This is a genomic window from Pseudomonas sp. GW821-FHT02C04, from assembly GCF_059421845.1.
The window spans coordinates 960873-983161 of the sequence record NZ_JBWKVT010000001.1 but is presented as its reverse complement, the minus strand read 5'-3'; the positions used below and the strand labels follow the sequence as shown (position 1 = coordinate 983161).

Genomic DNA, 22289 nt, shown 5'->3' with positions numbered 1-22289 from the left:
CGCGTTAGAAGACCGGCATCGGTCGAATTGAATGAGGAACGCTGGGTATGAATTTCAAGACATTGTGTATGCCGTTGGCGGCAGCAGCGCTGATAACGTTGGCCGGTTGCTCGACCCCGACGGTGGTGACGTTGCAGAACGGCACGCAGTATTTGACCCAGGACATGCCGAAGACCAAGTCGGAAGATGGTTTTTATGAGTTCCGGGACATTTCCGGCGCGAAGATCCGCGTGAAGTCCGACGAAGTGGCCACGGTGCGCAAGGAAGATTGACGGTTACCCCATCAAAAAAGGCTGCAATCCTGTTGGAGCGCAGCCTTTTTTGCATTCTTCAGCGGGGTAATGCCATGCCCGGAAGCGTGCCGTCGCAGTTCAACGCGCGTTCACCGCGCCGGACCATTTCTTCCTGCAAGCGCTGGCAACGTTGACGCTCCTGTTGCGCCATGCGGTCGATGCTCAGGTTGCCGGTCATTTCGGGCTCATTGTTTTCGCCGATACGAACGGTCACGAACGGTTGTTCGGGCTGAATATGAAAGCGGCTTTTCTCTTCAACGGGTTTGACTTCATCGCTTTCGACCGGCTTTGGCAATTCATCGGTACTGACGCCGTAGCGGCTCAGAATCGAGCTGTGAGGCAAGTCGGCCCAGGCGTTGGCCGAAAGCAGCGCCAACCCGACGATACCGATATACCCCTTGAAACCTTTCACGTTTGAATCTCCTGTACTCAATGGCGGCTTGCCTATAGATGACGGTTACAGCGTCATTGGCTTTAGTCCGCATTTCCTGTTTGTGCAGGGGTTTGAGTCAGGTAGTGGCCAGTGAGTCACTTTTGAAGTGGAGAGGGGAAAAATTCCCTCTCCACATCCACCATCAGGCGATCACGATGCCATCGGCACTGAGACTGCTCAGCGAAACCCCGACCAGCGTCACGGAATCACCGCCAAACTTCAGCACCGTATCCTGCCCCACCGAGGTGGCATGGGCACGGAAGTCATCGCCCGGCAACACGCCCTGCACGCCGAGAAACACCAGTTTGTCGTTGGCGGTGTAACCCACCACCCGGTCCTGGCCGAACGCGCCGTTGAACAGGAACGTATCCGCCCCGCCACCCGACTCCATCAGGTCATTGCCGGTGCCGCCGACAAACACGTCATTGCCCACGCCACCGATCAGGTGATCGTTGCCGTCCAGGCCGAACAGCCAGTCACCGCTGGCGTGCGCCTTGAGGGTGTCGACGCCACTGGTGCCCTTCACGCTCGACTCGTACTGGGTGACGTTGTTGCCGACCTTCAGGCCATCCGCCGTGACGCTGTGGGTCACGTCGTCCTTGAACAGGCCCCAGAGGAACCCCGGCTCCTTGGTGACGATGCTGCCGATGTCGCGGGTGATGCTGATCCCGCCGTTGGCATCGCGGACATACAGGTTGCCGGCGCCGTCGTTGGCGAAGTCGAACTTGTTCACCGACTGCTGCAAGTCGAGGGTGTTGTTGCCGGCGCCGCCAAGAATGACGTTGTAGCCGCCGCTGTCACGGAACGTGTCGTTTCCGGCGCGGCCCTCGAGGTAGTCATTGCCGCTACCGCCCTGGATCAGGTCGTTGCCGTCGCTGCCGATGATGAAGGTGCTGCCCTTGTGGGTTTCGGCGTTGCGGTTGAGGTCCTGCACCCAGGTGTTGGCCCGCGCCGGGTCCGACAGGTTGGCGACGATGATCGTCGAGTCACGGCTGGTGAGGTCGTAGAACTTCGACTCGATCACCCGGTTCATGCCGTCGCCGTAGGCAGTCGGCAGGTGCGAGATCCAGGTCGGGACGTTGACGATCGAGAATGGCAGCACGTTCCACACGTTCGAAGCGTAGTGGTCGTTGAAGCTGACGATGTTGTCGGTCGCCGACACTTTCGACGCGTCGTGTACGCCGAGCGATGCACCGGTGAAGGTCGAGCCGTCGAGCGCGCGGAACACCGGGTCGTTCTCGTAGCCGACGTTGAGCACTTTGTCGGTGCTGCTCTGGGTCGGCGAGGCGTAGGCGATGTAGTTGGAGTCCTGGAAGAACCCGCCCCATTTGCCGCCGCTCAAGTCCGCCATGCTGTTGACCGCCAGGCCGCCGAGGCTGTGACCACTGACCAGCACGTCCTTGCCGGTGAGACCGTTGGCCTTGGCGAAGGCCACCACATCGTTCAGCAGGTTGCCGAAGGCTTCACCAACGTAGTTCTTGGCGTAATCCTTGGGACCGAACGCTGCGAGCAGGTCATTGATGGCGTCGGCGATGGAGTCGCCGATCAGGATTTCCCGCGGGCCGCTGGTGCCGCGAAACGCGATGCCGATTTCCGTGAGATGGCCCTGGGCGTCGTACTTGCCGAGGATTTCCACTTGCGCGCTGGTGTAGCCGGCCTTTTCGCCGAAGAAGGTTCCGCGAGCATCGGTCTTGCCTTCATAACCCAGTTGCGAGGCGGTGATGGGCGTCCAGCCAGCCTTTTTCACGGCGTCCAGAGCGAGTTTTTCCGAGTCGGGGTTCCACGGGAGTCCGGGAATCACGCCTTGCGAATCCGTGCCGCCGATCAGCGCCGAAACCAGCGTGGCCGGCAGGCCGAGGCCGAAGCCGTTGTGTTGATACCCGACAGCGAAACCGTTGTCGAGGTTGTGATAGGAGTACAGCGTGATGGCCATGGCATCAGTGAACAACGCCTTGGAATCCGCTGAGCTGAAGTTCTTGTAGTCGTACACACCCATTGCTGTTGCCTCTCTCTTTGTTGGAATTATTCAGAGATAGCTCACAACCAAAGCGCCCCTCCCGAGGCGTTCCGGAGCATTTCAGTTACAACATTTGTGTCATGCAACCCCAATGGGAACCGCCGCAAGCCACGGTGGTTCCCATACGGAATCAGGCGAACACGAAACTCGAGTCGGACAGGTTAGCCACACCCACCCCGATCAGGGTCACGGCATAGTCGCCAATCTTCAGCACGGTATCGGCGCCGGACTGCGAAGCGTGTTGCTTGTAGTCGTAGCCCTGCCCTGCGCCCTGAACGCCCATGAACACCAGTTTGTCGCTGCCCTGGTAGCCATTGATCGCATCGAAGCCGAAGGCGCCGCTGAACAGGAAAGTGTTGTTGCCACCTACCGCATTCATCACGTCGTTGCCGGCGCCGCCGACGAAGGTCACGTGGGCCTTGTCGCTGAACAAGTGATCGTCGCCGCCCAGGCCGAACAGCCAGTCGCCGTCAGCGGTGGCTTTCAGCGTGTCGCCGAGTGCGCCGCCATTGAGCGAATGGTTGTACTGGGTCAGCTCGGCGCCGTTGGCCAGGCCTTTGCCGGTGACGGTCCAGGTGATTTCCTTGCTGCTCCACCACGACCCCGACTCCTTGCTCACCAGCGCGCCGATGTCGCGAGTCATGCTGATGCCGCCGTAGGCGTCGCGCACGTACAGGGTGCCGTCACCGTCGTTGGCGAAACTGAAGTTCTGCAACGGTTTCTGCAGGTCGAAGGTGTTATGGCCCTGGCCGCCGAGCAGGATGTTGAAGCCACCGTCATCGCGGAACAGATCATCACCGGCGCGTCCTTCGAGGAAGTCGTTGCCCGCCCCGCCCTTGAGCCAGTCGTTGCTGTCGGTGCCGATGATGAAGGTGCTGCCGGTGTGCGTCTCGCCGCTGCGGCCCAGATCTTCGACCCAGGTCTTGCCCCGGGAGGACGCTTCCAGGTTGGACACGATAATGGTCGAGTCCTGACTGGTGAGGTTATAGAACTTTGAGTCGATCACCCGGTTCAGGCCATCGGCATACCCCAGCGAGCTATGGGCCGACCAGTTCAGCGGATTGACGATGCTGAACGGCACCAGGTTCTGCGCGGTGGACGCGTAGTTATCGTTGAAGTTGACGATGTTGTCGGTGGTCGAGTCGTGCGGCTTGTCGTGTTTGCCCATCGACGCCGTGCTGAACGTGGTGCCGTCGAGCACACGGAACACCGGATCGTTCTCGTAGCCGATGTTCAGCACGTTGGTGCCGGTGTTGCTCTGGGTCGGCGAGGCAAACGAAATGTAGTTGGCGTCCTTGAAGAACCCGCCCCAGTTGCTCGCGCTCAAATCAGCCACGCTGTTGACCCCGAGACCACCGAGGCTGTGGCCGCTGATCAGCACGTCCTTGGCGGCGATGCCATGGGCCGTGGCAAACGCGGCCACAGCCTTCAGCAGGTTGTCGAAGGCGTTTTTCGCGTAGTTGGTGGCGTAATCCACCGGCCCGATCGCTGCCAGCAGGTTGTTTTTCATGTCGCCAAAGGTGTCGCTGTAATCCAGCCCGCCCGTGCCGCGAAAGGCCACGCCGATACCGATCAGCTTGCCCGCCGCGTCATATTTGCCGAGCACCTCCGCCTCGGCGCTGGTGAAGCCGTCCTTCTCGCCGAAGAACGTTCCTTTCGCGTCGGTCTTTCCTTGATAACCCAGTGCCGTGGCGCCCAGTGGCGCCCAACCGGTGCCGGGCAAAGCCTGCCCGGTTGGCGTGTAGGAATACAGCGTCAGTGCGATGGCATCGCTGTACAACGCTTTGCCGTCGGCATTTTTGTAGTCAAACAGTCCCATGTCGTGCTCTCTCTTCCTTTCAAAAACGGCAGTTCTTTGCCGAACTGCCGCTACACCTTAGAACTGCCAGTCCAGCGTCAGGCCCACACCGTGGTCCTTCTCGTTCGAACCGATCAGTCCGTTGTAGTCCAGGTTGACCCGGACATCGCGATTCAGCGCCAGCCCGGCGCGTACGCCGACCACCGCTGCATCTCGATCCATCGACACACTTTGCACGGTGAACGCACTGTTGCCATTGACGAAGGCCAAGTGGCTGTCGGAATCCACGCTGCTCAGGTTGTGCTGCCAGCCCAGTGTCGCGCCCAGTTCAAGCTGATGTTTGTCCGACAGGGCAAACGTGCGCTTGGCGCGAACGCCGAGGGTCGACAGCACGGCGTCGCGGTTATCTTCACCGCCCTTCAGTGCGGCGGCATCACCCTTCTCGGTGAAGCTGTCGCTGTTCAGGTGCACGTAAGCCAGGTTGGCGAACGGCTCCAGATTCATCGGTTGCAGACCGAGATCGTAGGCTGCTTCTGTGAACAGTTGCGCGGTGGTCGCATCGCGTTTGGTTTTCTGCTTGCCGCTGACACCCGCGAATTGCAGATCACGTTTGACGTCGATGCGATGCCAGCTGTAAGCCGCGCCGGCAGTCAGGCGCAGCGCATCGATCTGATGCCCCAGGTACGCACCCAAGTGATAGCTATCGGCCGATGCAGACGAATGTGTACCTTTGCCCATGTTCAAAGAGCTGTCGCTATAACCGGTAACGAAACCCAGACGTGTATCTTCAGCGATCAAACCGTCGACGCCGGCCAGCAAGCCGCCGATGGAGCTGTTGGAGTCGGCATTTTTATAGCCGCCATCGCTCTTGCCCCAGGCGCCCAGCACTTTGAGCCAGGCGTTGCTGCGGTCATCGGTCGGTGCACCGGCGTCGAACAGATCCCGCTCGCGCAGACGTTCGCCCACGGCATCGCGCAGGTAATGGCTGTCGTTGATCAGCATGGTGCCGATGGCCGGATGGATCTCGCCGGACAGTTGCTGGAAAGCGTCCTGCGCGACAGCGGCTGTCGGCGACAGCAACAGGGTTTCGAACAACGCATTGCCCGCGCCCAGACGTTCGGCGGCTGCACCGACGGCACGCTGGTTCGGGGTCAGGCCGACACTGGCGAACGACGCGCCGTTACGCCCGACGTCCAGTTGAACACCGCCCGAGGAGTAATCGAGGGTGCCGCCGAGAAACGCATAGCTCGGCAAGACCTGACCGAAGCGACCTTGAATGCCGCCCGCCGCCTGCAGAATGTTGAACTGGCTGCCGAGCAGGGATTTCACCTCGCCGGTGGTCAGCAGTGTCGGGCTGTTTTCCAGGGTCAGGGCGACCGTTGCGCCTTCAATGGTTGCCGTGCCGCCAGCGACAACGCGGTCGCTGCTGGTCGGCGAGACTTCGACGGAATAGGTCGAACCCGGTTCGAAGGTCACGTCACCGGCCACGTTCAAGGTGCCGATTGAGTTGCCCGGCGCGACGATACCGCCGCTCTTCGCGGTCAGTGCCGCGATGTGCCCGTTACCGCCGAGGATGCCACCATCGTTGACCGTGACCGCCGATTGCAGCGAGCCATTGATTGCCAGTCGCCCCTGATTGACCAGGGTCGGACCGGTGTAGGTGTTGGCGCCGGTCATGACCAGGGTGCCGATGCCTTGCTTGGTCAAACCGCCGTGACCGGAAATGTCATTGCGCCAGGTGTCGAGACCGCAAGTGATGTCGGTGCACACGCGCTCGGTGGGTTTGCCGGCGTCGATGATCGCGCCGATGCCTGGCAGGTCGGCCACGAACTGGCCGGAGCCATAGGCGCCCTGGATGCGGAACTCCGTCGGGATGTCCTGCTCAGTGACGAACATCGACGGGCCGTCGATGGCCTTGCGCAGGTTGATCATGCCCCAGCCGTACAGGGCGTCGATGCCCGGTGCGCCAAGGTCAGTGGCCGTGGTGCGCAACACGCTGGCAACCTGATCACCGGACATATACGGGAAACGCTCCATCAACACCGCCATGGAACCGGCCACGTGCGGCGCGGCCATCGAGGTGCCGTTGTAGTTTTTGTAGCCGGTGGTCAGGTTGTCGGCGTTGGTGCCTTCAATGATCGAGCTGTAGATTTTCGTACCCGGTGCCGAGACGCAGAAACTCGCGGTGTAGCCGCAGCGCGAAGAGAATGTACTCATGATGTAGGGATTGGCACTGGCCAGATCCGGGTTCTTTTGCAGTGCGGCGACGGTGATCCAGTTCGGCGCGATGTCCGGCACGAAGTAACCGAGGCCGGCGATGGCGTCCGGGTTGTTCAGGTTGTAGTCGTTGCCCGCCGCGAAAATCGTCACGATACCGCTGCGCGCGGCGGCGATTGCACCGTCGTAGGCGCCGCCCGGTTTGGTCCCCAGCAGTGTGCGGATTTCGTTGAATTGCAATTGCGCGTCGTTGACGGTGAAGTGCGGGTGCGCCGGGTCACGGCCGCCGAGGTCGAAACGGTCGGTGATGCCGATCCCCCAGCTGTTGTTGATAATCCGCGCGCCACTGGCGATCAGCGCATCCCAGCCGGCCTTGTACACCGCGCCGTCGTTGCCGCGCACGATGCCATCTTCCGGACCCGGGTCGCCGTTGTCGGCGCTGATGATCTGCGCACCGAACGCCACGCCGTGCATCGGCCCACCGTCACGGCTGCCGGCGGCGATGCCGCCAACGTGGGTGCCGTGGGCGCCAAGCTTGCCGTCGGAACCGACCGAGGGCGAACCGTCATAACGGAACGCGTCCCCGGCTTTGACCGGAATGTACGGGTCGGTGTATTCACGAATGCCGCTGGTGACCAGGGTCACCACTTTGTTCGGCCCGGAAAACTCCGGGTGCGCGGCGTACACCGGCTGGTCAAAGATCCCCAGCTTCACGCCTTTGCCGGTGTAACCGGCGGCGTAGGCGTAATCCGCGCCGATTGCGCCCAGGCCCCAATCCGCCTGGAACTCGGTGCTGCGCCAACTGGCGGCATCCCCTGCCCGGCCGCTTTCCACATAGGGCGCAGCGTGTGCGCTACCCCAGGTGGCCAAGGCGCAAAGCAAGGCGCGATTGAGAGTTTTCAGGCGAAAGCATCCACCCGATTGCGCGGGGGTGTTGTTATTTTTCATCCAGCGACCTTCCTTAGTGATGTTGCACAAAATCCGTTTGTTCAGAACCTGATCGTTCCTACGCTCCCGCGTGGGAATGCAGCCCGTGAGGCGTTCCCACGCAGAGCGTGGGAACGATCAGTCAGAACTGCCAGTTGAGGCTCAGGCCAACGCCGTGAGTCTTCTCGCGGTTGGCCAGTTGTCCGTTGTAATCAAGGTTCACCCGCACGTCGCGGCTCAGCGCGAGGCTGGCCTGCACGCCGACCAGCGCCGCGTCGCGTACCAGCGGCGAACTTTCGACGCTGTACGGCGCGCTGCCGCTGGCGAAACGCAAATGCTGCTCGGCCTCGATGTCGGTGAGGCTGTGCTGCCAGCCGAGATGGCCGCTGACATCGAGTTTTTGCGTGCCCGACAGGCTGATCGTCTTGATCGCTCTGGCGCCGAGGGTGCTGAGCACCGCATCACGCTGGTCGCCACTGCTTTTCAATGCCGCAGCGTCGCCCTTCTCGGTGAAACCGTCGCTGTCCAGATGCACGTAGGCCAGATTGGCGAACGGCTCCAGGGCCAGCGGTTGCAGGTTCAGTCGATAGGCCGCTTCGCCGAACACCTGAGTGGTGGCGGCATCGACCTTGGCTTTCTGTTTGGCGCTGACGTCGCCGTATTGCAGATCACGTTTGACGTCGGCGCGATGCCAGCTGTAGGCCGCGCCGGTGCTCAGGCGCCAGTTGCCGATGTTGTGCCCGGCGTAAGCGCCGAGGTGATAGCTGTCGACCTTGGCCGAAGAATGCGTGCCAGAGCCCATGCTCAACGAGCTGTCGCTGTAACCGGTGACCAGACCGATGCGCGTCTGCTCATCCAATGCACCGTCGACGCCTGCCAGCAGGCCGCCGATGGATGTGCTGTAGCCGGCGGTGTCGTGTTGTGAATCGGTGGTGCCCCAGGCGCCGAGGGCCTTGATCCAGCCGTTGCTTTGCGCGGCGTTTGCATCGTGCAGGCGTTCGCCGATGGCGTCGCGCAGTTGGCGGCTGTCGTTGATCAGCACCGAACCGAGGGCCGGGTAGATTTCCCCGCTCAGTTGCTTGAAGGCTTGCTGCGCATCGCTGGCGGTGGCCGACAGCAACAGGCTTTCGTACACGGAGTTACCGGCACCCATGCCTTCGACGGCGCTGGCCACGGCCCGCTGATTCGGGGTCTGGCCGACGCTGGCAAAGGACGTTGCGTTGCGCTCGACATTCAGCGTGATGCCGTTGCCGCTGTACGCGAGACTGCCACCGATGAACAGGTAGTCCGGCACCACGGCGCCGAACTGACCCTGGATGCCACCGGCCGCTTGCAGAATGTCGTACTGATGACCGAGCAGGCTTTTCGCTTCTGAGGTGCTGAGCAAGGTCGGGCTGTTTTCCAGCGACAGGCTGACGGTGGCGCCGCTGATGGAAGCCGTGCCGCCGGCGACGATGCGGTCACTGGCAGTCGGTGAGAGCTCCACCGCGTAGGTCGAGCCCGGCGCGAAGGTCACGTCACCGGCCACACTCAAGGTGCCGATGGAATTGCCCGGCGCCACCCGTGCGCCGCTGTTGGCGATCAACGCGCCGATCCGCCCGGAACCACCGAGGGTGCTGTTGTCATTGACCGTAACGGCGGACGTCAGCGAACCGTTGACGCTCAGCAGACCGCCATTGATTGTGGTCGGGCCGCGATAGGTGCTGTCGCCGGTCAGGACCAAGTGCCCGGCGCCGGACTTGATCAGGCTGCCCTGATACACCCGATTGGCGGCGGCCGCATCACGCGCCATACCGACCGCATAGTCGGTATGGTCCTGTTGGCTCGCGCCTGCCGAAACGCCGTTCTGCCAACCTTTGTCTTGCAGGGTTTGCTGCCAGGCGCTGTGCTCGGCGAGGTCTTCGCTCTGGCGCTGGATCAGTGCCTTGTCGGAGATATCGTTGCTCCACACATCGCGTTGCCCGGTGGCCAGATTTGCGTCGAACGCGCCGAGCAATTGCCCCGGTCCGCCCATCGCCCGCTTCAGGTTGGCGACGCCCCAGCCGACCCGGTCGGTCGGTGCGCTCGTCACGCTGCCGTCGAGTTGAGTGGCGGTGGTCAGCAACACTTCCAGCGCCTGCTGGTTGTTCATGTACGGGTAACGCTCCATCACCAGCGCCAGGGCGCCGGTAGCATGGGGCGCGGCCATCGAGGTGCCGGACTTGATCGCGTAACCGCCGTCGGGAATGGTGCTGTCGATCTTTGCCCCCGGCGTGGTGATGCACCAGTACTTGGCGATGCCGCACTGGTTGTACTTCTGCTGATTGCTTTGATCCAGCCCTGACACGGCCAGCCAATGGCCTTCCAGGTCCGGCTGAAAATACGGCAGCGCCGAACGCACGCTGGCGTTGGGGTAACCGCTGTTACCGGCGCTGAACACGTTGATCACACCGCGACGCGAAACATCGGCGGCGGCATCGAGCCAGGTGCCTTTGTTCCAGTGCTGGGCGTAAGCGGCGTGCAGATCAGCCAGGGTTCGATAGCTGACATCCGGTGGCTGACTGCCCCAACTGTTGTTGATCGCCCGCACGCCGGCATCGGCCAGGGCGTCGTACACCGCTTTGAAGTAACGCGGGTCAGGATTGGGGCCGAACAGGAAACTATCGTTCTTGTTGGTGTTGCCGACGTAAATCTGCGCATTGAACGCCACGCCGTGCATCCCGCTGCCATCACGGGAAGCGCCCATGGTGCCGACCACGTGTGTGCCGTGAGAATCGTTGTTCGGGTTAAGCGTGCCGTTGACCGTGAACAGCGAGCCATCGATATAGCTGCCGCTGGCTGATACCGGGTGATACCGGTCGCTGGCGAACTCGGGATGGGCCGCGTCGAAACCGGAGTCCAGCGCGCCGATCTTCACGCCCTTGCCGGTGATACCGGCGGCGTAGGCCTGATCGGCCTGCATCCGGCCCAGCCCCCAGTCCCGCAGGAATTCGGCGGAGCGCCAACTGGCCGGATCGCCGGGTTTGCCCGAGTCCACGTATTGCGCCTGGGCCGGGTTGATAAAAATCACAAGCAACAGGGTGCCGACCGAAGCCGGCTTGAAGCGTACGTCCATGTTCACCACTCGTTTTTGTTGTTTTGTGTAAAAACTACGGTGCTATTGCGTCCGTGGGCCTTGCCCGAATGCTTCGTCCACCCGAGCCAGATCCTGCTCGCTCAAGGTGCCCGCGTAGTAATGCAATTTGGTCCAGGCCATGAGGTAGTCATAGCGTGCCTGGGCCAGATCGCGGCGGGTGGTAAATAGTTGTTGTTCGGCGTTCAGCGCGTCCAGGTTGGTCCGCTCACCGCCAAGAATGCTTTGCTTGGTCGAGACCACCAGCGCTTCGGCCGACGTCAGGGCTTTCTGGTAGGCGCGCAGTTTGTTGACGCCGGACAGGCAGGCACTGAACTGGCGACGCAGTTCGATCAGCGTTTCGCGGGTCTTGCCGTCCAGTTCGTATTCGGCCTGTTCCATGGTGCGACTGGCCTGACGGGTCGATGCCGACACCCCGCCACCGGCATACAACGGCACGTTGACTTCGATGCCGATGGTGTTGGTGTCGTAGCGCTGGTTATAGGTGTTGCCGCTTTCCGATTCGTTCTGGCGCATCGAGGCGTAGGCACTGACTTTCGGCAGGTGCCCGGCGCGGTTGCGCTCCACTTCATAACGGGCCACTTCCACGGCCTGGCGCTGTGACGCCAGGTTCGGGTTGTTGCTGATCGCCAGTTCGTGCCAGGTGTCGTAGTTGGCCGGCATCAACGCGAAGGTCTGGAAGTTCTGATCCAGGGGCGCCAGGTCAGAGATGTCAACTGTCGGTACACCGACCAGCGCACCCAGTTCACGCAGCGCGGCATCCTGTTCGTTGCGGGCCTCGATTTCCTCGGCGGTCGCCAGTTCATAGCGCGATTCGGCTTCAAGAATGTCGGTCCGCGTGCCTTCGCCCTGCTTGAACATGTGTTCGTTCTGCTGGAACTGCTGCTCGTACGCCTTCTTCTTGGCCTGGGCGATGTCGATCTGATCCTGGGCGAACAAGGCCTTGGTGTAGTTGTCGAGCACCCGCACCAACAGTTCCTGGCTCTTGCCCCGGAAGTTCTCGTCGGCAAACAGCGACTGCGCCACACCTTTGCGATACGCGGCGTAGGCCTCGTAGTCGAGCAACGGTTGTTGCAGGGTCAGGTTGGAACCGTAACTGTTGTAGTTGCGGTTTTCAGTAAAGTTGCCGCGATCGGTGAGCTGCGTAACCTTCGAGGTGTTGTGGCCCTTGTTGTAGTTGTAACCGACTTTCGGCAACAACCCGGCGCGGCCAATGGCCCGGTTTTCAAGGCCTGCATCACGTTCCTTGATCGCACCGAGGAACACCGGGTCATTGCGCAACGCCTGTTCGTAGATCTCGAACGGCCCCATGGCCGCCACTGCACTGTTGCCCGCGAGCAGCGCGAACGCTGCCGCCAGCATGGAAAGCTTATTCATACAGCCGAACATCCTTATTCTTCAGTCAACGCGGAGCCGGCCCGGTCGAGCAGCGGTTTGAACAGGTAGTTGAGGAGTGAACGTTCGCCAGTGCGCACGAACATTTCCGCCGGCATGCCGGGCTTGATCACCAGGCCGTTGAGTTTCTCCATGGCCTGATCGCTGACGCTGCTGCGCAACACGTAATACGGCACGCCGGTTTTCTCATCGACCATCTGGTCGGCGGAAATCAGGCTGACTTCGCCGGGAACGCGCGGTGTCTTGCTCTGGTTGAATGCGGTAAAGAGGATGTCTACCGGCAGGTGCGTGCCGACCTTGTCGATCAAATTGATCGGCAGGTGCCCTTCCACTTCCAGGCGCGTGCCTTGCGGAACGATTTCCAGCAGGGTTTCGCCCTGACGGACCACGGCGCCTTCGGTGTGCACACCGAGGTTGACGGCAACGCCGTCCGACGTCGCCACGATCTCGCTGTGTTGCAGATCGAAACCGGCGGAGGTCAGTTGCTCGGACAGGGTGACACTTTTCAGTTGCGCGTCGGCCAGTTGGGTGCGGACTTCCTTCTGGTATTCCTCGCCGTGCTGTTGCAGTTTCAGACGTGACTCAAGAATGCCCTGCTCCACACGACCGCTTTCGCCGGTGTTCTCAGCCAGTTGCTGCTGCACTTGCGACAGTTGACGCTGGTACTCCATCAAACGGTTGCGCGGGATGTAGCCGTTGTCCGCTAGCGGTTGCAGATTGCTCAACTGCTGTTGCAGGGAGTCGGCCTGGGCGTTGAGATCGGTACGGGCGCGGCGCATGCCGGCCAGTTGCGAAGTGGCGCCTTCGATACTGGCGCGCAGTGCGGCCTGCTCGCGGGAATACGCTTCGCGGCGGCTGCTGAACAGTTGGCGCTGACCTTCCAGCACCAGGGCCAGGCGCGGGTCCGCGTTGTCGCTCAGTTCTGCTGGAAACGTCACCTGCTTGAGGTTGTCGCGCTCGGCCTGCCAGCGTGCCAGGCTGGCCCAGGCCATGCGGTACTGCGCCTGCAGCGATTGCACATCGGCGGCGACCTGGGTCTGGTCGAGGCGGAACAACGGCTGACCCTGTTTCACGATCTCGCCTTCGCGCACCAGAATCCGGCTGACCACACCGCTGCTCATCGACTGCACGGCTTTGCGTTTACCGGAGACCACCACCGTGCCTTGCACAGGAATCCCTTGATCCAGCGGCGCCAGTGCGGCCCAGGCAAAGAAACTGCCGGCGCCGGCCAGTGCCAGAATCCAGCCCATGCGGGCGAAGAACTTCGCGTCGCGTTCAGGGCGTTCAGTGATGTACGCGTGTTCCATCGTTGCTTCGTTTTCAGTGTTCATGCTCGCGCTGCTCATACACCCGAATTCCTTGTCGTGGGCTGGTACTGCCGGCTCATGCTGAGCCCGCCCGGTGCCTGCGCGGTTTTTTCAGTTTGTTGTGGCTGTTGCGCCTGGTTGCCGGACAGCGCCTTGAGCACATCCTGGCTCGGGCCGAAGGCTTGCAGACGGCCATCGGCGAGTACCAGCAATTTGTCGGCCTGGGCCAGTACCGAAGAACGGTGCGTCACCAGCACCACCGTGGTGCCCTGCGCCTTGAGTTGCACAATGGCGCTGGACAATGCGGCTTCGCCGACGGTGTCGAGGTTGGAGTTCGGTTCATCCAGCACCACCAGACTCGGTGTGCCGTACAGCGCACGCGCCAGGGCTACACGTTGCTTCTGGCCGCCGGACAGGCCGCTGCCATCCTCGCCCAGTTGCGTGTCGTAGCCCTGCGGCATACGCAGGATCATTTCGTGTACGCCGGCCTGTTGCGCGGCGGCCACCACCTTCTGCGGGTCGGCCTCGCTGAAACGGGCGATGTTCTCGGCGATGGTGCCGCTGAACAATTCGATGTCCTGCGGCAGGTAGCCGATGTACGGGCCGAGATCATCGCGATTCCAGCGATGAATGTCGGCGCCGTCCAGGCGGACCGTGCCGCCGAGGGTTGGCCACACGCCGACCAGCACCCGCGCCAGTGTCGACTTGCCGGAACCGGATGCACCCAGTACGCCCAGTACTTCACCGGCCGCCAGATTGAAATTGACCATGTGCAAGGTCGCGGTACGTTGCCCGGGTGGGCCGGCGCTGACTTGTTCGAAAGTGATCTGGCCTTTTGGCGGCGGCAGCGCCATGGCGTCGTCGCTCGGCGGATAAGCCTGCAGCAGGGAGTCGAGTCGGCGGTAAGCCAGCTTCGCCCCGCTCCACTGTTTCCATACGGCAATCAACTGGTCGATCGGGCTGAGCACGCGGCCCATCAGGATGGAACCGGCAATCATCATCCCGGCGGTCATGTCGCCCTTGATCACCAGCAAGGCACCCAGGCCCAGCACCAGCGATTGCAGGCACAGGCGCAAGGTCTTGCTCAGCGAGCTGATTACCGCGCCAGTGTCGCTGGCCTGGTTTTGCAGGCCGAGGAAGCGCGAATGCACCTGGAACCAGCGTTTACGCAAAGAACCGAGCATGCCCATGGCCTGAATGGTTTCGGCGTTGTGCAGGTGGCTGGTGGCCAGCTGGCTGGATTTTTGCGAGTAACCGGCGGCTTCGCCCAGCGGCTTCTTGGTCATGTATTCGTTGAGGCACGCCAGGGCGATCAGCAGCAGCGCACCGGCGGTGGCGAGGACGCCGAGCCAGACGTTGAACAGATAAATCACAAACAGATAGACCGGGAACCACGGCGCATCGAAGAACGCGAACAGCGCAGGCCCGGTGACGAACTGGCGAATGTGGGTCAGGTCGCCCAGGGACTGGCCGGCATTGCCCTCGCCTTTGAACAGGTTGCGCTCGAACGCGGCCTGATAGACCCGCAGGTTGAAGCGGCGCTCCAGCTGGCTGCCGATGCGGATCACGATGAAGCTGCGCACCACTTCCAGCAGGCCGATGAACGCGAAGAATCCCACGACCATCAGCGAGAGCATCGCCAGCGTGGTTTCGTTTTGCGAAGACAGCACCCGGTCATAGACCTGAAGCATATAAATAGAGGGCACCAGCATCAGCACGTTAATCAGTGCGGTAAAGCATCCGACGCTGATCAGAATGCTTTTATAGTCACCCAATGCCTTGAATAAGGGAGCGGTGGCTGGGGCCTTCGCCATCTTCATTGATTATTCCTGAAATGATATTCCCCGCCGTGCTTGGCGAGACTTCAATTAATAGCCCGCACACGGGGCGGGACATACACCGACAGTGTCCGCTTACACTTCGATAACAACTTTCGCGATTAAAACCGGCGTCCGTGTTATTGCAGAGAGGCTTATAACTGTAACGGGGTGCCTTATATTTGAACTGTGAGTCGGTTCCGGTGATCAGGGCTGTTTGGCAGCTCGCTCAAGTGTAATCACCAGGCCTGACTTCAAAGTGCTCAGATAAAGCCCATCACGTTGTCGGCTGAAAAACTGGATTCTTGAGCCTTCCTTGCCGGTGATCGAAAGACCGTCCGGATCGGGAAACCAGCCGATGGCGCTGTCCTGCAGCCACGCGCTCAGGCAGTCGGCGCCCTTGCCCAGTGTCTGGTTGGCTTCAAGGTCGATCAGGCAGGTGTTCGACGGCTTGTCTTGCAAAGCCTGGGCTTCGGGAGCGTCGTTGCGGTCGCTCAGGGTCGCTTGCCACTGTCCGGCAAATACCGATGGGTCTTCGAGTCTCAGGCTGCTTGCCATAGTTGTTTCTCCAGAAATCATCATCAGCACCGGCAACAGGTACGCCGCCGCTTTGCGGGTAAAAGCGAATTGGATCATAGGAAATTTCACTCCGGCGCGTAGCCTTGCTTACCAGCCAAGTCGATGCAAGTGAAGAAAGCGGCGCATCACGCGCCGCTTTCCCGGTTCACATCACGCCACGATGTCGCTGAGCGCTGCCTGGCCAACGGTGCTGACCTGGAAATCAGCCACGCCGTGCCCGGAGAAGTCCACCGAGAGCAGGCTGTTGCCGCCCGAGGAAGTCAGGACTGCATCGCCCGCCGCACCGGTGAAGGCGCTGACGAAGTGCAGGCCTGCGCCTTTGGTGATACCGGTCAGGTCGATTTTGTCGAGACCGCTGACAAAGTCGAGGATCTGATCGATCGCACCCGGCTTGGAGTCGGAGCTGGCTGCGAACACGAAAGTGTCCGAACCCGAGCCGCCCCACAGCTTGTCGGCGCCACCGCCGCCCCAGATGATGTCGTTGCCGGCACCGCCCTTGAGTTCGTTGGCTGCGCTGTTACCGATGATCAGGTCGTTGCCCGAGCCACCGATGGCGTTCTCGATGGTGACGCCCTTGGCGATGGACACGTTGCCCACCAGGCCGCCAACGTCGGAGAACGAGGCTTCATTGAGGTTGATCTTCTGGTTCTGGGTGAAACCCGAGAAGTCGAAGGTGTCCTTGCCGCCCGCATCCCACACCGAGAACACCAGCTTGTCCGACGAAGAGGACGCGCTGAGGAAATCGCGACCGGCGTTGGAGTTGAAGCCGTAGGTGGTGTCACCGGTACGGGTGGTCAGGTTGGCGCCGTAGAGCTTCTGGATCGCGGCAATGTCGTCCATCAGCGGGCCGGAGGCATAGGCTTCCACACCGCCCTTGCTGAAGTTCTGGCTGGTGTTGCTTTCACTCCAGTAACTCATGAGGCTGTAGCCGCGGGTGTCTTGCCCGTAGGACGCGTCATTGTAGGTCGGGTTGCCGGTCCCGGCGTTGTAGTCGCCAGGGTGAGACAAGCCCAGGGTGTGGCCAATTTCGTGGGTCAGGGTCTGACGTCCGTAGTTGTTCAGGCCCGGGGTTTTGTTGACGTCGTATCCGCTGCCGGTCAGGTACCAGGACTGACCGTCATAGCCTGGCTCGGTGCCTGGCAGGAATGCAAACGCCGCCGCGCCTTCCTGGCCGCCGCTGTAGTTACCGAAGGTCATGTGGCCGTCGCCACCCTTGGCTGCTTCGGTAAATGTCACGTTGGCGACATCGGCCCAGGATTGCATGGCGAGCACGGCCTGGGTTTTCTGCAGGGCGCTGAACTGACTGAAACCGGTGACTCCCAGGCCGCTGAAGTTGGCGGTTTTGGACGTCAGAAAGGTATAGGTCAGTTCGATCTTGCCGCTGCCGTCGAGGTCGTGCCAGGAGGCACCGTCTCGCAACAGTTGGGTAGCGGCTTGATCCACCGAGAAGGAGGGTTTGCCATTGACCGTGAGGTTGCCGCCACGATCGTACTGATGGCTGAAGCTATTGATCTGGTTGAACGCCGAGCTTGGCGCGGCCAGTGGTGCCGCGTTCAGCTGGAAAGCCTGTTCGGCGGTATCAATAGCATTAGCTTTTACTTTCGACATAAACACACTTCCTTGTTTAGCAATGGAACAGTTTTTGTCCGATAGCGACAACCTCTGGCGAGATTGTCCTATCACTCGCCCAATGAAGGCGTTAGAAACCTGACACAATTTGAAATCTAACGTCTAGCGTTTTTTTGAGATCAAATTGAACTATTCCGGGAAAGTCCCGTAAACAAAGCGCGTGCGGCGGGAAGAATGTTGTAAGTGTGGTGAGTTTGCCTAATTGTCTGACGATTTCTTATTTAAATATTAAATATCGGTAAGTTACTTTTTGTTAGGCGCGTCTCACTTTCCTGCACTTTATTAGTGCGGTGCCAGCGAAGTGATATCAAACAAATAAACACAAGTTGCAGGCGTCATATACCGCTGCCGGAGCGGAGGAAAACCCGCTCCGGCAGATTTTTCAGCTGCCGGTACGGATCTTGTTCCAGACGCGAGTGCGGATCCGGTCGATGTTCAGCGGCATGGCTTCCAGCGCGAACAATTTGCCCATCATTTCCGGGCTCGGATACACCTTGGTGTCGTTCTTGATGGCCGGGTCGATCAGGCTGTCGGCCTGTTCATTGCCGTTGGCGTAGTGCACGTAGTTGCTGATGCCGGCCATGACGTCAGGTTGCAGCAAGTAGTTCATGAAGGCGTAACCGGCCTTGGCGTCTGGCGCATCGGCGGGCATGGCGACCATGTCGAACCAGATGGCGGCACCTTCCTTGGGAATCGCATAACCGATATCGACGCCGTTCTTGGCTTCCTTGGCGCGGTTCTCCGCTTGCAGGATGTCGCCGGAGAAGCCGACGGCCACGCAGATATCGCCATTGGCCAGGTCGCTGGTGTACTTCGAAGAGTGGAAGTAGCTGACGTACGGCCGCACTTTCATCAGCAGGGCTTCGGCCTTTTTATAGTCTTCGGGATTCTTGCTGTGATGCGGCAGACCCAGGTAGTTGAGCGCCGCTGGCAGCAATTCCGGGCCGTTGTCGAGGATCGCCACGCCGCACTTCTGCAGTTTTTCCATGTTTTCGGGCTTGAAGATCAGGTCCCAGGAATCCACCGGCGCGTTATCGCCCAGCACCGCCTTGACCTTGGCGATGTTGTAGCCGATGCCGGTGCTGCCCCACAGGTACGGGAAGCCGTGTTCGTTGCCCGGGTCATTGGTCTGCAAGGCCTTGAGCAATACCGGGTTGAGGTTCTTCCAGTTCGGCAACTGGCTCTTGTCGAGCTTCATCAGCGCGCCGCCCTGAATCTGCCGGGCCATGAAATGGTTGGACGGAAACACCACGTCGTAACCGGATTTGCCGGTCATCAACTTGCCGTCGAGGGTTTCGTTGCTGTCGTAGACGTCGTAGGTGATGCCGAGACCGGTGGCCTTTTCGAAGTTTTTCGCGGTGTCCGGCGCGATGTAGTCGGACCAGTTGTAGACCTTGACCGTTTCCGCTGCCTGAGCAATGGAAGCAGCGAGCATCAAGGGGGCGAGAGCGAGGGTCTTTCGGATCATGGATCGATTCCTGTATTGGCTATTGTTGTTGGCAGGCAATCAAAAGGATCAAAGCGTCAGAAAATCAGGACGTAGGTCTTGCGCACGGTCTCCTGGATATCCCAGATGCCGAGTGTGTTGGCCGGCAACATCAGTGCGTCGCCACCTTGTATGTGCAGGGTTTCGCTGCCGTCGTCCGGGGTGAACGTGCAACGCCCGGAAATGAAGTGGCAGAACTCCTGGGCAGTAATCTGCCGCCGCCAGCGGCCGGGCGTGCATTCCCAGACGCCGGTTTCAACGCCGTCGTCGCGCTCCACACTGGTGGTCGACGCAATGGCCACTGGTGTGCCGAGCGGCACGGCCACCGGATTGGATTCGTCCAGTGGCAGCGTGGCGGTGTTCTTGAATTGAGTGATGCTCATGGCGTTTCCTGTCTTAACGGCTTTCTTGGAGTAAGGCGATTTTCAGTGCATGAAACCTTCCATGAACCCGGCCACCCGACTGGCAAGCTTGCGCCGCCAGGGCGCGGTCGCCGGGTTGGCCAGGGTCTGGTCTTCGTGGACGAAGCTTTTGATGATCGCGTTGTAGCCGAGCCAGCGGCACGGTTCCGGCTCCCAGGCTCGTAGTGCATGGATTCCGCCGTCCGGCAGCACCCAGGGCTGGTGAACCAGTTCGGTATCGCGCTCGAGAATCAGGTCAGCCAGGGTGCGACCGCCCAGGTTGGAAGCCCCCACGCCCTCCCCGCCATATCCGCCGGACAACGCAATGCCGTTGGCCCGGTCGCAGAGCATGTGCGGTTTGAAATGCCGGGACATGCCGAGGTTGCCGCCCCAGGCGTGGGTGATCGCGGTGTTTTTCAATTGTGGGAACAGCTCGCCGAACAGATAGCGCCGCAGCTCTACCTCGTCGCGGGTCAGATCGAAGTTGTGCCGTAACTGGCCGGCGAACTGATAGCCGCCACGGGCACCGAAAATCAGCCGATTGTCGGCACTGCGCTGGCCGTAAGTGACCTGACGACTGAATTCACTGAAAGCCTGGCCACGATTGAGGCCGATTTCGTCCCAGGTCGCGGCAGATAACGGTTCGGTGGCGACAATCAGACTCTGCACCGGTAATTGATAACGACCCAGTGGCGGCAATGTCACCGAATAGCCTTCGATGGCGGGAACGACCCAACGACTGCGCACGCTGGCCTTGTCGGTGCGCAGACTGCCAGCCTGCCAATGGGTTACGGGACTGTTTTCATAGATCTTCACGCCCATGCCCTGAACGGTTCGGGCCAGGCCGCGCACCAGTTTTGCTGGCTGAATGGTCGCCACGTGCGGGGCGAAGATCCCGCCGTAAGGCTTGGCGACGCGAATCTGCTGCGCCAGTTGTTCAGGGTTGAGCCAGCGATAATCGTCGTCGGTCAGGCCCTGGGCATGCAGTTTCTTCAGATAGTCGCGCAGGCTGACTTCCTGTTCCGGATAGCGCGCGGCGCAGTAAAGCACCCCGCCCTTGCGGTAGTCGCAGTCGATGCCTTCGCGCTCGAGCACGACTTCCACTTCATCGGGAATGCTGTGCAGCAGATCGAATGAAGCACGGCGTTGTTGTGGCGACAGGCCTGCCAGCAGGCGATCTTCGCCCAGAAGATTGCCCATCAACCAGCCGCCATTGCGGCCGGATGCGCCAAAACCGGCGGTTTGCGCCTCGACAATGGCGATATCAAGGCCCGGCGCGTGTTTCTTCAGGTAGTACGCCGTCCATAGCCCGGTGTAACCGGCGCCGATGATCGCCACGTCGACGTCCAGGTCTTGTTCCAGCGCCGGGCGCGCGGTGAGCGGCTCGTCGAGTTGATCCATCCACAAACTGATAGTGCGCCACGCCGGCATGCAAGACTCCGCCAATCCAGGTTTCGATGGCGTCGATCCTAGTGGCTGATCTCAGTGACTGTCTTGCGCGCGTGTCCGCAAAGAAATTTGTTTGGCGTAGGCCTTGGGCGACTGGCCGGTGTGCTGGCGAAAACAGCTATAGAAAGCCGACAGCGAGTTGAACCCGGCGGCAAACGCCAGCTCATCGATGCGCAGTGGCGGCGTGGCGTTGTCCAGCGATTGCAGCAAATGCTGGAGCCGCGCCTGATTGACGTAGCGATAGAAGCTCTGTCCCAGCACCTGGTTCAGCAGATAGGAAATCTGGTTGCGGCTGTAACCGCACTCCTTTGCGACCCGCTGCAGATCCAGTTCGGGGTCGAGGTACGGCTGCTGACGCTGGAAATACTGCTGCAGGTCTTCGGCCATGAAACTTAACTGGCGTGGCGACAGGCCCAGTCGGCTCGCCGCTGGACGCTGACTCGGTGTCGCAGTGCTGGAGCCCTGCTCGCGCACCAGTGATGCGTATTCATTGACTCGCCAGATTTTCGCGTCCTTGACGGTAATCGCTTCGCTGGAACGGAACGACACCAGGCCATTGCCGCCGCGCAGTGTCACTTCGTATTGAATGAACGCGGTGTTGCCGTCAATGCGGATCCGGTCGCAATGCTCCAGCGCTTCGTCGGATTCACGGGGCATGCTGACGCGAACGTACTCGCGCAGTTCGTCGAGGCCGAGCACGCGGTTCTGGAAGAAGTCGTTGTACTGGATGTCCGGATGGTAAAGCGCCATGACGCCATCCAGGTCCCGGTGTTTCCAGCTCAGGTGATAGCGCATGACCGTTTCGGCCGTGGCCTGGGTCTGTTGCGGGCCGTCATCATCGGCGTGCATAGGGGACTCTTGGAAAAAGAACCGAGCTTGCCCAACTTCGGGCGCGGCATCAACCAGCCGGTGGTGATGGCACTTTGGCAAGGTTTTCGTCGACCATGACTTACATCAAAAAAATCCCTGCAATCGCCAAATGACCTGAAAATTCTCACAGGTTTTTCACATCCAGATGCTACTTTTAAGGGCAGTCACCGGTTGAGCCAATGAAGGCTCTTCCCACCTACCATGAGCAAACGGAAGCGCTCGATGAAGAAGGCGGGCAACACATGAATAAAGGGTCAAGCAAGGTTACGTTCCCCAATGCCTGCCAGCTGATGCGCTGGCATTTTCATCCCATGGGTTTCGAGGCCACGATGGACGCGCCGGGCAGCATGATCGCCCGCCTGTTCGATCGGGCCAGCGGCGAAACCCTGATCGCCATTGCCGGCATTCCCTGTGCCACGGTCATGAATGCGGCGGATGTCGAACGAATAATCGAAGCCGTGGAGGATGAGCTGGAAGCGTTTGTTCCTCCGGAATCTCTCAGGAGTTACGCCTAAGTTATTGATCTGAATTAAAAAGCCCGCTGTTTGCGGGCTTTTTT

16 protein-coding genes are annotated in these 22289 nt (G+C 60.7%); 2 read left to right on the top strand and 14 right to left on the bottom strand.

Annotation, left to right across the window (positions count from 1 at the left end; translation table 11 throughout):
• Nucleotides 1-47: 47 nt before the first annotated feature.
• Entirely contained in the window at nucleotides 48-272 is a 225-nt protein-coding gene (locus AC07VV_RS04525; protein ID WP_495035447.1) for a YgdI/YgdR family lipoprotein, read from the top strand.
• A 58-nt stretch (nucleotides 273-330) separates the two neighbouring features.
• On the opposite strand, the gene AC07VV_RS04520 is transcribed toward AC07VV_RS04525, so the two are convergent.
• The 14 genes from AC07VV_RS04520 to AC07VV_RS04455 form a co-directional block, all read right to left on the bottom strand.
• Nucleotides 331-705, bottom strand: a complete 375-nt coding sequence (locus AC07VV_RS04520) for a hypothetical protein (protein WP_096820405.1) — start codon at nucleotides 703-705, stop codon at nucleotides 331-333.
• A gap of 163 nt (nucleotides 706-868) precedes the next feature.
• Nucleotides 869-2722: a polyurethane esterase gene (locus AC07VV_RS04515; RefSeq protein ID WP_495035446.1), complete on the bottom strand. Its 1854-nt coding sequence runs from the start codon at nucleotides 2720-2722 to the stop codon at nucleotides 869-871.
• Nucleotides 2723-2873: 151 nt separating this feature from the next.
• Complete coding sequence (locus AC07VV_RS04510; RefSeq protein WP_495035445.1) at nucleotides 2874-4562, bottom strand: polyurethane esterase; 1689 nt, start codon at nucleotides 4560-4562, stop codon at nucleotides 2874-2876.
• Nucleotides 4563-4619: 57 nt separating this feature from the next.
• Nucleotides 4620-7706: an autotransporter domain-containing protein gene (locus AC07VV_RS04505; protein ID WP_495035444.1), complete on the bottom strand. Its 3087-nt coding sequence runs from the start codon at nucleotides 7704-7706 to the stop codon at nucleotides 4620-4622.
• Nucleotides 7707-7827: 121 nt separating this feature from the next.
• Nucleotides 7828-10779 carry an autotransporter serine peptidase EprS gene (gene eprS, locus AC07VV_RS04500; RefSeq protein WP_495035443.1) on the bottom strand — a complete coding sequence of 984 codons (2952 nt, stop codon included), beginning with the start codon at nucleotides 10777-10779 and terminating at the stop codon, nucleotides 7828-7830.
• Between the two features lie 42 nt (nucleotides 10780-10821).
• A complete protein-coding gene (locus tag AC07VV_RS04495; protein WP_495035442.1) occupies nucleotides 10822-12186 on the bottom strand; it encodes a TolC family outer membrane protein in 1365 nt (454 codons plus the stop codon).
• A 2-nt stretch (nucleotides 12187-12188) separates the two neighbouring features.
• Nucleotides 12189-13538 (bottom strand): HlyD family type I secretion periplasmic adaptor subunit, encoded by a 1350-nt coding sequence (locus tag AC07VV_RS04490; RefSeq protein ID WP_096820399.1) that lies wholly within the window; start codon nucleotides 13536-13538, stop codon nucleotides 12189-12191.
• Complete coding sequence (locus AC07VV_RS04485; protein WP_495035441.1) at nucleotides 13535-15319, bottom strand: type I secretion system permease/ATPase; 1785 nt, start codon at nucleotides 15317-15319, stop codon at nucleotides 13535-13537. The genes AC07VV_RS04490 and AC07VV_RS04485 overlap by 4 nt, the downstream gene beginning before the upstream one ends.
• 204 nt (nucleotides 15320-15523) lie before the next feature.
• Nucleotides 15524-15952, bottom strand: coding sequence for an AprI/Inh family metalloprotease inhibitor (locus AC07VV_RS04480; protein ID WP_158243853.1), 429 nt, complete (start codon nucleotides 15950-15952; stop codon nucleotides 15524-15526).
• 93 nt (nucleotides 15953-16045) lie between these two features.
• Nucleotides 16046-17503 carry a serralysin family metalloprotease gene (locus AC07VV_RS04475; protein ID WP_495035440.1) on the bottom strand — a complete coding sequence of 486 codons (1458 nt, stop codon included), beginning with the start codon at nucleotides 17501-17503 and terminating at the stop codon, nucleotides 16046-16048.
• A 403-nt stretch (nucleotides 17504-17906) separates the two neighbouring features.
• A complete protein-coding gene (locus AC07VV_RS04470; RefSeq protein WP_096820396.1) occupies nucleotides 17907-18992 on the bottom strand; it encodes a polyamine ABC transporter substrate-binding protein in 1086 nt (361 codons plus the stop codon).
• 56 nt (nucleotides 18993-19048) lie between these two features.
• Complete coding sequence (locus tag AC07VV_RS04465; RefSeq protein WP_102619845.1) at nucleotides 19049-19393, bottom strand: cupin domain-containing protein; 345 nt, start codon at nucleotides 19391-19393, stop codon at nucleotides 19049-19051.
• Nucleotides 19394-19435: 42 nt separating this feature from the next.
• A complete protein-coding gene (locus AC07VV_RS04460; protein WP_495035439.1) occupies nucleotides 19436-20842 on the bottom strand; it encodes an NAD(P)/FAD-dependent oxidoreductase in 1407 nt (468 codons plus the stop codon).
• A gap of 51 nt (nucleotides 20843-20893) precedes the next feature.
• Nucleotides 20894-21709 (bottom strand): helix-turn-helix domain-containing protein, encoded by an 816-nt coding sequence (locus tag AC07VV_RS04455; RefSeq protein ID WP_493090708.1) that lies wholly within the window; start codon nucleotides 21707-21709, stop codon nucleotides 20894-20896.
• 263 nt (nucleotides 21710-21972) lie between these two features.
• Here AC07VV_RS04455 and AC07VV_RS04450 point away from each other — a divergent pair, with 263 nt between their 5' ends.
• On the top strand, nucleotides 21973-22245 hold the full coding sequence (locus AC07VV_RS04450; protein WP_096820481.1) for a DUF1652 domain-containing protein: 273 nt from the start codon (nucleotides 21973-21975) through the stop codon (nucleotides 22243-22245).
• Nucleotides 22246-22289 lie beyond the last annotated feature (44 nt).

What these genes read in the sequence shown, in the direction of transcription:
- AC07VV_RS04525 (WP_495035447.1), top strand. Translation starts at nt 48, where the DNA reads ATGAATTTCAAGACATTGTGTATGCCGTTGGCGGCAGCAGCGCTGATA.
- AC07VV_RS04480 (WP_158243853.1), bottom strand. Translation starts at nt 15,952, where the DNA reads ATGATCCAATTCGCTTTTACCCGCAAAGCGGCGGCGTACCTGTTGCCG.
- AC07VV_RS04505 (WP_495035444.1), bottom strand. Translation starts at nt 7,706, where the DNA reads ATGAAAAATAACAACACCCCCGCGCAATCGGGTGGATGCTTTCGCCTG.
- AC07VV_RS04460 (WP_495035439.1), bottom strand. Translation starts at nt 20,842, where the DNA reads ATGCCGGCGTGGCGCACTATCAGTTTGTGGATGGATCAACTCGACGAG.
- AC07VV_RS04455 (WP_493090708.1), bottom strand. Translation starts at nt 21,709, where the DNA reads ATGCACGCCGATGATGACGGCCCGCAACAGACCCAGGCCACGGCCGAA.
- AC07VV_RS04450 (WP_096820481.1), top strand. Translation starts at nt 21,973, where the DNA reads ATGAATAAAGGGTCAAGCAAGGTTACGTTCCCCAATGCCTGCCAGCTG.
- AC07VV_RS04495 (WP_495035442.1), bottom strand. Translation starts at nt 12,186, where the DNA reads ATGTTCGGCTGTATGAATAAGCTTTCCATGCTGGCGGCAGCGTTCGCG.
- AC07VV_RS04485 (WP_495035441.1), bottom strand. Translation starts at nt 15,319, where the DNA reads ATGAAGATGGCGAAGGCCCCAGCCACCGCTCCCTTATTCAAGGCATTG.
- AC07VV_RS04465 (WP_102619845.1), bottom strand. Translation starts at nt 19,393, where the DNA reads ATGAGCATCACTCAATTCAAGAACACCGCCACGCTGCCACTGGACGAA.
- AC07VV_RS04515 (WP_495035446.1), bottom strand. Translation starts at nt 2,722, where the DNA reads ATGGGTGTGTACGACTACAAGAACTTCAGCTCAGCGGATTCCAAGGCG.
- eprS (WP_495035443.1), bottom strand. Translation starts at nt 10,779, where the DNA reads ATGGACGTACGCTTCAAGCCGGCTTCGGTCGGCACCCTGTTGCTTGTG.
- AC07VV_RS04490 (WP_096820399.1), bottom strand. Translation starts at nt 13,538, where the DNA reads ATGAGCAGCGCGAGCATGAACACTGAAAACGAAGCAACGATGGAACAC.
- AC07VV_RS04475 (WP_495035440.1), bottom strand. Translation starts at nt 17,503, where the DNA reads ATGTCGAAAGTAAAAGCTAATGCTATTGATACCGCCGAACAGGCTTTC.
- AC07VV_RS04470 (WP_096820396.1), bottom strand. Translation starts at nt 18,992, where the DNA reads ATGATCCGAAAGACCCTCGCTCTCGCCCCCTTGATGCTCGCTGCTTCC.
- AC07VV_RS04510 (WP_495035445.1), bottom strand. Translation starts at nt 4,562, where the DNA reads ATGGGACTGTTTGACTACAAAAATGCCGACGGCAAAGCGTTGTACAGC.